Genomic DNA, 13,457 nt, shown 5'->3' on the forward strand with positions numbered 1-13,457 from the left:
TTCATAATGGCGACTTCTATTAGTGAAATCGTCTTATTTGAAAGATTAGCCAGAATGAAATTGATTTCAGGCTTGTATTGAGTGAGATTAAAATTCGATGGCAGCTATTCCAGATACAATCCGAATATCAGGGTTCTTGGGTACAAGAGCTAAGACCACAAAAAGGAGCATACACCGAATAATCTCTAAATTCCGCATAATCAGATTAAAGCGTTTAAAGGCCTGTAATCAGCCCTCTTCTTCTTCCGGATCAGTATCTGAAATCTGATACCTCGATAGAAATGATCCCATCATGTTTCGCGTTGATTTGGAAACAGTTTCTAACTGTTGGGACTGGGATTCATGGAGAAAGGTGAAAGATAAAATGATGATGGCCGCAGCACTCAGCAATATAGACGAACGGACTTTTTGATTATTGCTGAGTACATTCAACATCGGTTCATACCAGGAATGACTGACGATAGGAATCTTTTGGTTGGGATTCCATTGAGGTACATCTAAAGCTAATTCCGGGTCGACAGCAATTCTCTCTTCTCCCGGGCGTACTGCATCAAAGTCAACACGAGCTACTTCTGAGCGAAATTCGGGATCGTGCTCCAGGGAATGGGCTATTTGTCTCAGATATTCAACTTGATTTTCCAGCGAAACCAGTTGTACCTGAGTCGTAAGATATTCATTTCGCAAGTTTAAATAAGACAAATACCGGGGCGCCAGGACAACGGCGGCAAACATGCTTGCAGCAATAAAGAGAAAGATCCAGAATGTAAGCGAAATCATCCAGCCGTAACGGGATTCTTCATTCTGACTCTCATTGGTTAGCACAGTATTCAACTCCAGCATCCATTTGATACAGGGAAGTCAGGAATGAGACAACGATCCTGATACTTCATTAAAAATCGTCATGACAGGTGGGAACTCTTCATTGACTGGCAAACAGTAAGGATTATCCGCCTTATCACCAATCTACCGATTATTGAAGGATGCGTAAAAAAACTCCCCATTGAGGATTCAAAGGGGAGTGAATTCAAAAAACGAGAGTTTCATTTTTCAGGAAATAGTTCCACCAAAGGTGGCTTCCGTTCCCAGAATCTCTTCGATTCTGAGCAACTGATTGTACTTGCAAATTCGATCAGTTCGACTGGCAGAACCTGTTTTGATTTGACCAGTGCTTAAAGCGACAGCGAGATCAGCAATGGTCGTATCTTCTGTTTCGCCGGAACGGTGACTCATGACAGCCGTGTATCCGGAACGACCAGCTAACTGAACCGCTTCAATTGTTTCAGACAGTGTTCCTATCTGATTCACTTTGACCAGAATACTGTTGGCGATTCCTTCATCAATGCCGCGTTGCAGTCGTTTAGGATTTGTTACAAACAGATCATCACCCACCAGTTGCACTTTGTCTCCCAGACGGTCAGTCAAAGTTTTCCAACCCTCCCAGTCATCTTCCGCCAGGCCATCTTCGATCGAGCAGATGGGGTATTTATCGACCCATGACGCCAGGAAGTCGACCATGCCTGCGGAATCGAATTCACGCCCTTCCACGGTGTAGATTCCCGTTTCGGCGTTGTAGAATTCTGTCGAAGCCGCATCCAAAGCGATTTTTACTTGATCGCCGACTTTGTAACCTGCCTGTTCAATGGCAGTCAAAATGACATCAATCGCGTCTTCACTGTTGGGCAGATCAGGAGCAAAACCGCCTTCATCCCCAACGGCTGTACTTAACCCTTTGGAAGAGAGCACTTTCTTCAATGAGTGAAAAATTTCCGTTCCGCAACGCAAAGAATCACTGAAGTTATCAAAACCCAGAGGCATCACCATAAATTCCTGCAGGTCGATTCCGTTGCTGGCATGTTCGCCACCGTTAATAATATTCATCATGGGAGCGGGTAGACGATTGGCACCGACACCACCCAGATAACGGAACAAAGGCAAATCAGAAGAGTGTGCAGCTGCATGAGCAGAAGCCAATGAACAGGCCAGAATCGCATTCGCTCCCAACCGTGATTTATTTTCGGTTCCATCCAGATCCAGCATGACACGATCGATCAACAATTGATCGCAAACGTCTAGATCAACCAGAATGTCGGCGATTTCTGTATTCACATTCTGAACCGCCTGCTGAACACCTTTGCCCAGAAAACGATCTTTTTTATCGACATCCCGCAATTCGCAGGCTTCATGAATACCCGTACTGGCACCACTGGGGACAGCAGCACGACCGACAGTTCCATCTTCCAGCTCGATATCCACTTCTACAGTGGGATTTCCACGGCTATCAAGAATCTCTCGGGCATGAACAGAACTAATGGCAATACTCATCGTTTGTGTTTCCTAAAATACTTCTATGAGATGAACTTGATCTGCTGATGACACAACAGATCAACAATATTTGATGCTTTTCGATTAAAAGAAGCCTACTTTTAGCAGAAATATGGAGTAACCTCAAATGACTCCGTTTAGATTGTATTAATCTTTCTCGGACATAGAGAAATCTTCAGTAAATACCGTTTCATAACGCTTTGAGGCATGGCCAGACCTTCAGTGTCGTACCATTGATGAAAACCCTTAAAACAGCCACTCTTACACCATTTTATGAGCATCTTCGGGAACAGAGACCTTGAGCTGGTTGGTCCGATTGTTAGGAAATGCCTTTCAAGAAAACAGATTAAAAGTGTCTGGATTCAGGGCGCAATCTCGTCAGACGAGTTAATTCCTGTTAGACTGAAGCGTTCCGAACTATGCGCAATAACGCATAATGAAATACAACTTTGAACCTCAATTGAAATTATCACAACTGAAACGATCTCCTTATGAGTTCCACTTCCCCACAAATCAACCAGCAAGCGACAGGAAAGACTTATCCCTCACTTTCTGTGGAGCCAATGGACCCCCAGCTCAAAACAATACAGCCGGGAGGGGGTATTATTATCAATCTGGAAATGCGATGGGGAAGTTGGCGTCGTTTCTGGCTGAAAACCTTTCGTCGTGGATATGTGCAAAAAATGCAAGCCACGCGCAAAGGTGACTTCAATCCCTGCCCGCACGAAGTACTTGATCCCCGCGATCTCAAGTATTATGAAAACCAGGGGGGCTATTACTGGGACGCTGAAGAGGATCCGTTTACTTACCGTAGCCAACTCCCCTTTGCCCGAGAAGGTCTGGCAGAACTGATCGTGCTCTCGACACTGTTCTTTGGAGGCATGGCATGTTTAGCTGCACTGATGATGAACAGCCAACCCATTGGCTTCCTGGCTGTGATTGGCTGGCTGCTGGTCTTGACGTTATTTTTATGCGGTCTGGAAATAGTCTGGTTCTTTCGGAATCCCAGGCGTCAGATACCGGAGGGAGCAGGGGTTGTAGTTTCTCCCGCCGACGGGACCTTTGACACGATTGAAGAAATCGCCCATCACGAATTCGTGGGCGGACCTGCCATTGAAATTGGGATTTTTCTTTCAATCTTCAATGTACACATCAACCGCATGCCTGTAGCAGGAAAAATTATCAAGCTCACTTATAAACCAGGCAAATGTCTGAACGCTTTGCGTCCGGAATCAACACGAGAAAACGAGCGCCTGGAAATTTACCTGCAAACACCGGGACCGACGAACAGACCAATGCTCGTGCAGCAAATCACCGGGGCAATTGCCCGCCGGATTGTCTGTCGGTTGAAACCGGGAGATGAATTGCCGAAGGGGGCTCAGTTTGGAATGATTAAGCTGGGTTCTCGGACTGTGATCGTATTTCCCAAAGAAGAAGGGCTGGAAATTCTGGCGAAACCCGGAGATAAATTACAAGCCGGCTCGACGATCCTGGCAAAATACGCATCCTCTCCGGAGTGTGTTACTTCAAGTACCGAGGAAGCAGATGAAGAAGCGTAAACTGGTCGCCGTCTTGCCGACATTATTAACTTTGGGCAATGCTGCCTGTGGATTCGGTGCCATTACGTATGCTGCAAAAGTCGCTCCGGAATTTATGGGCCAGGCAACAAACGGAGGTGGTTTGACTCGTATGCTGGGGACAGCACCAGGACTTTTTAATTCATTTGATAATCAGCACCTGTTTATCGCTGCGATGTTGATTTTTATTGCCATGCTGTTCGACGCACTCGATGGAAGTGCTGCCCGCTGGACGAATCAGACCAGTGAATTTGGAGCACAACTTGATAGCTTGTGTGATGCAATCAGCTTCGGTGTCGCACCAGCGTTTCTGATGCTGCAGATGGTTCAATTTCGCACTGAGTACCATCCACGGCTGTTATGGGTAATCGCATTGCTCTTTGCTGTCTGTACAATTTTACGATTAGCCCGGTTTAACGTGGAAACAGATGAAGACGATACACATGAAGGATTCAGCGGGCTCCCTTCGCCGGCTGCTGCCGGTGCAGTCGCAGCATTTCCCATCGCCATGCGCGGACTTTACAAACTGGCGGATACAGAAACGGGGTCACTGACTCAATCAATCGCACAGTGGTTGATTCCAGCAGTAGAATGGTCATTGCCCTGGATTACTTTTGCGTTAGCGGCTCTGATGGTTTCACGTATCCAATACCCGCATGTGTTCAACCAGTTATTTACGGGGCGTCGCAGCCGGCGTCATGTGCTTCAACTCGTTTTTTCCATGGCATTGATCTTTCTCGTTCGGGAACTGGCAGTCCCTGTATTATTCTGTTATTTCGCATTTTCCTCTCCAATTCGTGCTTTTTGGGAAGAAGTAGTCTCTAGACGACTATACAAATCAAGACAAGTTTGACAGAATAGCTAGATTCATCCTATGTTTCTCGAACCTTAAAGGTGCTGTCACCGATGTTTACGGGACTGGTCGAGGCCCAGGGTACCGTTCAGCTTTTGGAACAGAACGGTTCTGCTATCGATTTAACTCTTGAAATTTCGGAATTGATTTCGAATGATGCTCACATTGGCGATAGTGTGGCCATCAATGGATGCTGCCTGACCGTTGTAGAAATCAGCGAGGGCTGCCTGAAGTTTCAAGCGGGTGCAGAGACCCTTGCCAAAACCAACCTGGGACTATTATCTCTCGGCGATCAAGTCAACATCGAACGCCCACTGGCAGCCGATGGCCGCCTGGGAGGTCACTTTGTTCAAGGACACGTAGATGGTATTGGCTCGATTAAGTCGATAGACAGGGATGGCGAGTGGGTTACGATGTGGTTCGATGTGCCCAAAGAACTTGCCTTGCAAATGGTGCCGAAAGGATCGGTCACCATTGATGGTATCAGCCTGACGATTGTGGATTGCCAGCCAACCGCTTTCAGTATTGCGTTAATTCCTCACACACTGGAAGTGACAACATTAGGGCAAAAAAAAATTGGCGGCGTTGTAAATCTCGAAACAGATATTCTTGGGAAGTATGTACAAAAATTGATTCCTGTAACACTTGATGGTTTTAATGAAAGATGATGAAAGGCAGACTCGATCTTATTTAATGCAGCTTTTTGAGCGGCATGGCTTTAACCCGCGCTCTGATCTGGGGCAAAACTTTCTGATCGATCTGAACATCATCGAGTACATCGTTAAAAATGGCCATATTCAACCACAGGACATCGTGCTGGAAGTGGGCACGGGCACCGGTGGCATGACGACCTTTATGGCGCAACGGGCCCGGCATGTGATTACTGTCGAATATGATAAAAACATGCATACGCTGGCCAGTGAAGCGACTCAAAAATACGACAATATCACGCTGCTTCACTGTGATGCTCTAAAAAATAAAAACCAAATCTCACCCACGGTAATCAATGCGATTCAAGAACAACTACAGGCCAATCCTGGCAGTCAACTTAAGCTGATTGCCAATCTTCCTTACAACATCGCAACGCCGATTATTTCGAACCTTGTGGCATCAGAGCTTCCCTGGAGTCGGATGGTGGTGACAATCCAGCTTGAACTTGGGTTGAAGATGTCCTGTAAGTCTTCGGCTTCAAATTACGGGGCCTTGTCTGTGTGGCTCCAGTCACAATGTTTCGTCAAACTGCTCAAGACACTGGGGCCGACTGTGTTCTGGCCCCGCCCCAAGGTCGATTCGGCCATCGTGCAGTTGACTCCCAATCCACCACAAAAGAATCTGATCCGAGACCGTGTTTTCTTTCAGGATTTTTTGAGACGCGTCTTTCAGCATCGACGGAAATTGATGCGGAGTACGCTGACCAACATGTACAGTAAGCAGCTGACCAAACCGGAAGTGGATGAAATTTTATTGGCACAGGGAATCGTGAAAGAAACAGCGCGGGCGGAAGAATTTTCTGTTCCCGAATTAATTGAATTAGCGAATACGTTTCAGGAACGCATTACTCACAATATAAATACTTAAGCAAGAGATTAGAAATAAAGTCCAAGAGACGAGTAAGGAGGACCAATGGAAGATCGAATTATTTGCCAGGGAATCACATTTGATGATGTTCTGCTGCAACCAGCCTATAGCGAAGTGATGCCCTCAGAAGTCAGTGTTGCCACTCAGCTTACCAGAAACATTCCTCTCAATGTGCCCATTATCAGCAGTCCCATGGACACAGTAACCGAAAGTGATATGGCCATTGGTATGGCACAAGAGGGGGGAATTGGCATCATCCACAAGAATATGACTGCCGAACAACAGGCAATGCAGGTGGACCTGGTAAAACGAAGTGAGCACGGTGTGATCGTGGATCCGGTCACGCTTCCTCCCGATGCAACCGTGGCAGAAGCTACGGAAATTATGAAACGCAGAAATATTGGAGGGGTTCCCATTACACAAAATGGGAAACTTGAGGGGATTTTGACGAGTCGGGATTTACGCTTTCTCGACTCACCAGAAACGCTGGTTTCTGAAATTATGACAAAAGAAAAACTTGTGACGGCTACGGAAGATACAACGCTTGAAGTGGCTCAACGGATATTATTGGAAAATAAGGTCGAGAAACTTCTGCTGGTTGACGAAAATTATCAACTGAAGGGACTTATTACGATTAAGGACATCGACAAGACGATGCAGTTCCCACTGGCCTCGAAAGATTCGCGAGGTCGGCTGCGAGTTGGGGCCGCCGTTGGTGTACATGATTATGAACGAGTCGCTTTACTGATTGAGTCGGGGGTTGATCTCCTGGTTGTTGATAGTGCTCATGGCCATTCCGGCAATGTGGTACAGACTGTGAGAGAAATCAAAGACCGATGGGACATCGATGTGGTCGCTGGAAATGTAGCGACAGAACAAGGTGCCCGTGATTTAGCAGATGCAGGAGCAGATGCGGTCAAAGTCGGAATTGGGCCCGGATCAATTTGTACAACGAGAATTATTTCAGGTGTAGGAGTTCCACAACTAACAGCCATTTCCAATGCAGCGAAAGCATTGCAAGGGTCAGGAGTTCCCGTCATCGCAGATGGGGGAATTCGTTATAGTGGTGACATTGCCAAAGCACTGGCAGCTGGTGCTCATACGGTGATGTTAGGGGGTTTGCTCGCAGGTCTGGATGAAAGTCCGGGCGAGTTGATTTTGTATCAGGGTCGTAGCTTTAAACGTTACCGTGGTATGGGATCTATGGGAGCAATGGTTAAAGGTAGTAGCGAACGTTACCGCCAAAGTTCAATTAAGCAAGATGGAAAGGACTCTGCTAAAAAACTTGTTCCTGAAGGAGTGGAAGGGCGTGTTCCCTATAAAGGACCGCTTCAAAATCTACTCTATCAACTCGTAGGTGGACTACGGGCTGGAATGGGCTATTTAGGTGTCCAATCTGTCGCGGAAATGCGAACAGAGGCCAAATTTATTCAGGTTTCTGCAGCAACGGTTAGGGAGAACCATCCGCATGATATTTCAGTCACGCAGGAAGCACCAAATTACACAGCCGAACATTTACCGATGGAATAGCCTTCGACTACGATGGCTCACGACGATGGCACTCACTCTGGGTATTTGCCACTTCACGATCGCTGAAGAACCGGCCGCAAAAATAGATCCCTTTATTGCCAGTACCGGGACGGCGCAAACGTGGGAAGAGTTGAAAACTCGCTCAGCGGAAAAACGCTGGGAGTCGCTCTCGCACGAAAATAAACGTGAGAACAAAAAACAAACCCGAAAATCGCGCAAAGAGCTGCGTAAATCGAGCAAGAGTTCTGACGGAATCGAATTCGTTCCCGAATTTCGTAAGATTCCCGATGAAGTTCCGGCTGCTACTGTATCGCCAGAATCGAATACGTTTTCTACGCAAATCAGTAATTCGCCTGTCACAAATATTGCTCCTGCTTCCGAGTCATTAAAAACAATCGGACTGGAAGAAAAACAACCTGCCGTCAATGCTTCCACAAGGAATTTCGAATTCAACTCGCAGGAAACTGTGGATTCTGTCAGCCAGCCTGAACAGATCGTGCCCATTTTTCCCAGCATAAATGAGGGTGGATCAAAATTTGTCACGACTCAAAAGAGCTATGAAGATCCGGCTGCCTCTCCCGCATCTGGTGATGGTATCCTTTCAGAAGAAGATCTCGAAGATGAAGTACCGCACCTGTTGAAAAAAATTGCCGGTATTAATCCGTTCTTTAATTATGAGCCGGATCCTGAAATTGCCAAAGATGAACCGTGTAGAAATCTCTGTCCTCGTCCGGATGGCAAACCTTGTAAAATCGTAGAAAAAAACGGCGAGACGATTTTGCAATGCCCCAGAGAATTTCAACTTAGCCACGAACCGTATGCAGGACGCAATTTCTCGGAAAGCATTTATACCTGGGAAGCCTCTAATCTGAATTACAACCCGCTCTACTTTGAAGATCCCAATCTGGAACGGTACGGAAATTCTCGCAAAGATTTGGTGCAGCCTTTCGTTTCAATGGGACGTTTCACGGGTCAAATGCTGGCATTACCCTACCAGATGAGCATCGATCCCATGCGGAAGCGAGTTTATCCACTCGGATTTTATCGACCGGGTGAATACACGCCAAAACGTACGAGTGGGATTCCCTGGAATACCAAAGCGGCCTTTACCCAAGCACTTGCAGTGACTGGTCTGGTATTCGTCCTACCCTGATCAATCAGACTTCTGTACGCTGATTCATTGTGAAAACTACGATTCAATCAACCTTGGTTGCCGAAGCTTACCAAGTTCGATATTCTAAAGACACACCTTGCCCCACTGGTTCAGGGTGTGTTTTTGTTTTGAATTCGAGTCAATTTTAGGCTTTCAAGAGAGTGAATGATCCAGCCATGTCGTTTGATTCAGACAACAGTGTTTCGAGTGCCTCACAGGCTTTAGCCAATGATATTATCCAGCGTGTTGCCAATTTGGTCAGCGAAGCAGAAGCAGAAACGAAGCCTCTGGAACTGGATCCCTATCGGAGTCAGTTATTTGAGTTGTTTGTGATGGCGAATGCCGCTGGTTTTGTTTCAGAAGAAGCAGAAATCGATCTCACCGCCGACAATCTCTGTCGGGAATTGGCAAAAGGCTGGGGATTGACGGCTGCCACTCAGCAGGCAATGGAAGAGCAGGCGAAACTTCCTCAGGAACAGGTTAGCAAGATGCGGATCCTTTGGTCTGTCTTGAGACTCTGGATGGAATGGGATTATGCCTGGAAACGTTGGGACGAATTTCATCCGCATGAAAACGAATAAACTCTGATCTACTGAAGTCTCAAAGTAGAGAGCCTGTCAAACACATAGCGCGCGTTGACCAATGCACATCAAACTTGCATTACTGGCATAATTCACGCCAGATCGTTTCGATGCTCTGGCTGGCCTGGTTACACGTGAAAGATTCCAAAGCCCGTTGCCGCGCAGCGCGTGCGATGGTCTGATTGAGATTCTGGTCGCTCAAGGCCCCTTTAATAGCAGCCGCAAGTGCCATCGAATCATTTGCGGGCACTAATAAAGCGGAAATTTCGTGCTGCACGATCTCACTGGTGCCTCCCACATCCGTCGTCACAATCGGCAGGCCGCTGGCAATCGCTTCCAATAAGACACGACCCAAAGGTTCCTGTTTAGCCGGGTGCACCAACAAGTCGGCTTCGTTCATCAGTCGATCGATGTCTTCACGGTAACCCAGACGATGCAGGCGTCCTTGTAAAATTGGTTTCTCAAAGGCAGCAGTCAGTGCACGATCAAAGTCGATACTCTCTTGTTTCTGTGAATACCTTTCCCCGACCAGCAGAAAATGCGTCTTTTGATCTCCCTGTTCTGCAAGAATTGTCGCCGCCCTCGCCAGAATATCCTGGCCTTTTCGCAGGCCGATCTGACCAACGGTTAAACATAATTTCGTATCGTGTTCCAGCCCTAGTTCCTGTTTGAGGAATTCCGTTGCCGGCCGCGGAAGAAAGCGATCTGTATCAACGCCGTTATAGCAGACCGTTACACGCTCCGGTTGAAGTCCCTGTGAAATATGAAATGCCCGGGTTGCTTTCGAGACCGCGATCAATCGCCGATTCTGATTCAAATCTCGAATCGCCGCCTGACTGAGTTTGATGATATCCCGCAAATGACCGGAGCAGGGGAGGGGGAACTGCTGAGACAACGCACCGGTTAGGCGTGACATGGAGAGGCTGTTGGCATGCAGTAAATCAAAGTGGCTTGCCTGCAAAGTAGGCAAGAGCTGCATCGCTACTTCTTCACGTGATAATCGCTGGCCTTGTGCACTGTGAAAGGAAACGGGGTGACATACCACACCCAGTTTCTCAAGCTGTGCTTGCAACGGGCTTTCATCGGGACAAAACGCAGTGAAGTCAAACGAGTTCCCATGCAGTCGATCCAGCATCGCGAGCATGGAATGTTCGCCCCCGTTCAATGAACCAAACTCGAATAAGAGGACAATACGTTTCACGATCAATCAGCTTTTGTCAGTTGATCGAGTTTTGCTCCGAGGACGGCTGCTTTGGTTTTCCTTAAACCAGTTTGAGCCACTTTCAAAGCATCCTGCTTCCAGTAATCCCTGTTGAATAATTCCAGTGACAACATTCCCCGAAATCCGGATTGATAAATCATACGGAATATATCTGTCAAGGGAGCCACTCCATCGCCGGGATAGACGCGATGTGCATCCGTCATCGATTCGCGAGGAGGTTCAGCGGGATAATCATTCACATGAAATACTTGAATTGCAGAACCGCTCAATAAACCCAGACCGGCAAAATCGGAGCCTCCTTTGAAAATATGGTACACATCAGGTAGCAGGCACGCTTTGGGGTGGCCGCTTTCAATGGCCACGAACATCGATTCTCCCAAACGTGAGAGCGAACTGGAAAAGCCCCAGACTTCTACCTGAGGCACCACGCCCATCTCATCGCCAAGTACCAGCAAATCGCGATAGCGTTTGGCCGCGGAAAATAAATTGAGATCGGTCTGCTTCGTCGCGCCGGTAGGAGGAGCTGCCAGACGAATTCCCCCGATCTGTCGTAACGTGTCCATATCCCGCTTCGCCTGTTCCAGTCCCTGCTTGCGTTTCTCGTCATCATCAACGATCCACTGCGCAAAGCCGATGGCACTTTCGACAGTCAAGTCGGAATCCTCAATGCGTTTTCTCAAATCTGCTAATGAGCCTCCATCTTTGACATACGCGTCGATATCACGCATCCAGGGTTCAATCGCATCGTAGCCAGCTTGACTCGTCAGATCGACCTGTTCCACGATCCCCAGTTTCTGTCCGCGAATCGTACTGGTGTTAAAACAATAGCCAAATGGTTCTGCTGCACTTCTTTGCCGGGCAGAAGGGGAAGCCGCATAAGTGGTGGCCGAAAATCCAGCAGCAAGCACGCTACCCGTGGCTGCCAGCATTTCGCGTCGATTAAGGTTTGATTGCATGAAGATGATTCCGGTGGGATGAGGTAAGGATTGATACTCCATCTAAATTACCGGAACCAGGGACCATTTTCAACCTGTTCCCATACCACGATCAAAGGCTTCCAGGTCACGCTGGAACAGGCTGAGCACTGTATGTAGCGTTTCCCGGTTGATTTTCCAGTTCGGATTATCAACGGTATAGCGATTACAGTGATCGACAATCAAACGGTACAGAAATTTGAACAAATGACGCGGAACGCGCAGCTGAGCAAATTGTGAAATTAATTCCTCTTCAGAAATGGAATCATCAAACAGTGTCCGGATGGATTGGTTCGAATTCGGGTCAGTCGAACAGGCGCGCACGCGATCACAGGCGACGTCGTAGAGAGATTCCCCAGTCCAATCCAGCGATGTGATCAAATTCTGCTTATCCAGCCGCGAGCGTTCGTAAAATTCTTTTTCTTCCCGCTGCAGGTAATAAACCACGTCAGAGGGTAACAGCAGTTTGAATGCAACGCCCGGATGTTTTAATAACTTATTATCGAACATCGGCCAGAGCAGATCCCGCATGCGCTCTGCAGAACCATTGACCAGATGCGGTTCATCCACACGGTCCACCAGAATGATGATGTTTGCGAATCCAAGCTTGTTGAGAACTGTCTGAAATTTGCTCAGCAGTTCATAGCGGTCATCGCTGCGATCTCGATAGGGAATCGGCTGTCCGGCCAGTTCTCTGCGTTCAATTCGCGAAAGAATTTTTCGTAACGCATTCGGTAGATGATCAAACACGCGCACTTCCCGTGTGACTCTCCAGGCTTTCCAAAGTAATGTTGATTGACGCCATAACCAGGGTGCCCACCCGGCAATCATGATCAGCCAGATCCACCACTGGCCGAAATCTTTCCAGTTCCCCAGATAAAACACGAGACCCACTGTGACCAGCGTGACCAGAAATCCCAGTCCCTGTTCCCATTTGGTTTTCCAATAACCGAATTTCAGCTTCCGTCTCAAACGGTTCCAGCGTTGTACCGCGGGCATATCCAGACTGTTGTCATAAAAGGCCGCCAGTAACAACAAATCTCGTTTTTCCAGATGAGACAACTGAGCAATCTGCGATTTCGAAACCGTTTGGGCATTGTTCTTTGACGACTCATTCCGTTCGATGATTTGCCCAATGAGCTGTGTCGCTCCCAGAGAAAGGATGGCGTCCATGTGATCCCACAATCGCCAATAAGAAAGCAATCGCTCAGGACGCCGTTTGCGCCCCGAATACCGTTCCCGGAAACAGTCCAGAAAGGGATTAAAATTATCGTACTCAATCACGAACACACGTTTATCGGGATGGTCCTCATTAAATTTTTGCAACTGTTCGATCATTTGCATCCGAATGGCAGTTTTCCCTGCACCCTTCTCACCGAATACAACTGAAGTGGAAGGATTGGCCGGATTGGAAAAAATTTTGTCCCAGACCGGATGGTGTGTCCCATTCAGGCAGAATTCTTTGAACACATGATCGCTTTGTGCATCTTCCTGCCCGAAAGGATTTTCTTTGATACCGTGATGATCTAAAAACTGTTGAACTTTCATAAATGTCTTACTTATACAAATGAAATAGTTTAAACTCTTGTATTAAAGCGAGTTAGGTTCAATTGTCACGATTCTTCGATAACAGAATTCATCGATGGATTGAAACCTTGCGAAAATGA

The 13,457-nt window shown here is 47.3% G+C and carries 12 protein-coding genes; 7 read left to right on the forward strand and 5 right to left on the reverse strand.

From position 1 onward, the window contains the following. Nucleotides 1–228: 228 nt before the first annotated feature. Nucleotides 229–831 carry a hypothetical protein gene (locus tag Q0668_RS16275; RefSeq protein WP_298866545.1) on the reverse strand — a complete coding sequence of 201 codons (603 nt, stop codon included), beginning with the start codon at nucleotides 829–831 and terminating at the stop codon, nucleotides 229–231. A gap of 216 nt (nucleotides 832–1,047) precedes the next feature. Further along, nucleotides 1,048–2,322 carry a phosphopyruvate hydratase gene (gene eno / locus Q0668_RS16280; protein ID WP_298866546.1) on the reverse strand — a complete coding sequence of 425 codons (1,275 nt, stop codon included), beginning with the start codon at nucleotides 2,320–2,322 and terminating at the stop codon, nucleotides 1,048–1,050. Nucleotides 2,323–2,813: 491 nt separating this feature from the next. Here eno and Q0668_RS16285 point away from each other — a divergent pair, with 491 nt between their 5' ends. From Q0668_RS16285 to Q0668_RS16315, 7 genes are all read left to right on the forward strand, one after another. Further along, nucleotides 2,814–3,881 (forward strand): phosphatidylserine decarboxylase, encoded by a 1,068-nt coding sequence (locus tag Q0668_RS16285; protein WP_298866548.1) that lies wholly within the window; start codon nucleotides 2,814–2,816, stop codon nucleotides 3,879–3,881. Further along, nucleotides 3,868–4,752: a CDP-diacylglycerol--serine O-phosphatidyltransferase gene (pssA, locus tag Q0668_RS16290; RefSeq protein WP_298866549.1), complete on the forward strand. Its 885-nt coding sequence runs from the start codon at nucleotides 3,868–3,870 to the stop codon at nucleotides 4,750–4,752. Before Q0668_RS16285 ends, pssA begins: the two co-directional genes overlap by 14 nt. Before the next feature lie 53 nt (nucleotides 4,753–4,805). Then, nucleotides 4,806–5,420, forward strand: a complete 615-nt coding sequence (locus Q0668_RS16295) for a riboflavin synthase (protein ID WP_298866550.1) — start codon at nucleotides 4,806–4,808, stop codon at nucleotides 5,418–5,420. After that, a complete protein-coding gene (gene rsmA, locus Q0668_RS16300) occupies nucleotides 5,410–6,330 on the forward strand; it encodes a 16S rRNA (adenine(1518)-N(6)/adenine(1519)-N(6))-dimethyltransferase RsmA (protein WP_298866551.1) in 921 nt (306 codons plus the stop codon). The genes Q0668_RS16295 and rsmA overlap by 11 nt, the downstream gene beginning before the upstream one ends. Before the next feature lie 45 nt (nucleotides 6,331–6,375). Continuing rightward, complete coding sequence (gene guaB / locus Q0668_RS16305; protein WP_298866552.1) at nucleotides 6,376–7,860, forward strand: IMP dehydrogenase; 1,485 nt, start codon at nucleotides 6,376–6,378, stop codon at nucleotides 7,858–7,860. Nucleotides 7,861–7,885: 25 nt separating this feature from the next. Beyond that, nucleotides 7,886–9,013, forward strand: a complete 1,128-nt coding sequence (locus tag Q0668_RS16310) for a hypothetical protein (protein WP_298866553.1) — start codon at nucleotides 7,886–7,888, stop codon at nucleotides 9,011–9,013. 176 nt (nucleotides 9,014–9,189) lie between these two features. Beyond that, complete coding sequence (locus Q0668_RS16315) at nucleotides 9,190–9,594, forward strand: hypothetical protein (RefSeq protein ID WP_298866554.1); 405 nt, start codon at nucleotides 9,190–9,192, stop codon at nucleotides 9,592–9,594. Nucleotides 9,595–9,673: 79 nt separating this feature from the next. Here the strand turns inward: Q0668_RS16315 and Q0668_RS16320 are convergent, their stop codons facing one another. The 3 genes from Q0668_RS16320 to Q0668_RS16330 all read right to left on the reverse strand — a co-directional run bounded on the left by Q0668_RS16320 (nucleotide 9,674) and on the right by Q0668_RS16330 (nucleotide 13,338). Continuing rightward, entirely contained in the window at nucleotides 9,674–10,795 is a 1,122-nt protein-coding gene (locus Q0668_RS16320) for a glycosyltransferase family 4 protein (RefSeq protein ID WP_298866555.1), read from the reverse strand. Between the two features lie 2 nt (nucleotides 10,796–10,797). Continuing rightward, the gene (locus tag Q0668_RS16325; protein WP_298866556.1) at nucleotides 10,798–11,772 is read right to left on the reverse strand and encodes a sugar phosphate isomerase/epimerase family protein; all 975 of its coding nucleotides are present in this window, start codon (nucleotides 11,770–11,772) and stop codon (nucleotides 10,798–10,800) included. 69 nt (nucleotides 11,773–11,841) lie between these two features. Beyond that, nucleotides 11,842–13,338, reverse strand: coding sequence for a hypothetical protein (locus Q0668_RS16330; RefSeq protein WP_298866557.1), 1,497 nt, complete (start codon nucleotides 13,336–13,338; stop codon nucleotides 11,842–11,844). Nucleotides 13,339–13,457: the final 119 nt, after the last annotated feature.

The organism is uncultured Gimesia sp., from assembly GCF_937910335.1.
GTDB lineage: Bacteria > Planctomycetota > Planctomycetia > Planctomycetales > Planctomycetaceae > Gimesia.

What these genes read in the sequence shown, in the direction of transcription:
- eno (WP_298866546.1), bottom strand. Translation starts at nt 2,322, where the DNA reads ATGAGTATTGCCATTAGTTCTGTTCATGCCCGAGAGATTCTTGATAGC.
- Q0668_RS16285 (WP_298866548.1), top strand. Translation starts at nt 2,814, where the DNA reads ATGAGTTCCACTTCCCCACAAATCAACCAGCAAGCGACAGGAAAGACT.
- pssA (WP_298866549.1), top strand. Translation starts at nt 3,868, where the DNA reads ATGAAGAAGCGTAAACTGGTCGCCGTCTTGCCGACATTATTAACTTTG.
- Q0668_RS16295 (WP_298866550.1), top strand. Translation starts at nt 4,806, where the DNA reads ATGTTTACGGGACTGGTCGAGGCCCAGGGTACCGTTCAGCTTTTGGAA.
- rsmA (WP_298866551.1), top strand. Translation starts at nt 5,410, where the DNA reads ATGAAAGATGATGAAAGGCAGACTCGATCTTATTTAATGCAGCTTTTT.
- guaB (WP_298866552.1), top strand. Translation starts at nt 6,376, where the DNA reads ATGGAAGATCGAATTATTTGCCAGGGAATCACATTTGATGATGTTCTG.
- Q0668_RS16310 (WP_298866553.1), top strand. Translation starts at nt 7,886, where the DNA reads ATGGCACTCACTCTGGGTATTTGCCACTTCACGATCGCTGAAGAACCG.
- Q0668_RS16315 (WP_298866554.1), top strand. Translation starts at nt 9,190, where the DNA reads ATGTCGTTTGATTCAGACAACAGTGTTTCGAGTGCCTCACAGGCTTTA.
- Q0668_RS16325 (WP_298866556.1), bottom strand. Translation starts at nt 11,772, where the DNA reads ATGCAATCAAACCTTAATCGACGCGAAATGCTGGCAGCCACGGGTAGC.
- Q0668_RS16330 (WP_298866557.1), bottom strand. Translation starts at nt 13,338, where the DNA reads ATGAAAGTTCAACAGTTTTTAGATCATCACGGTATCAAAGAAAATCCT.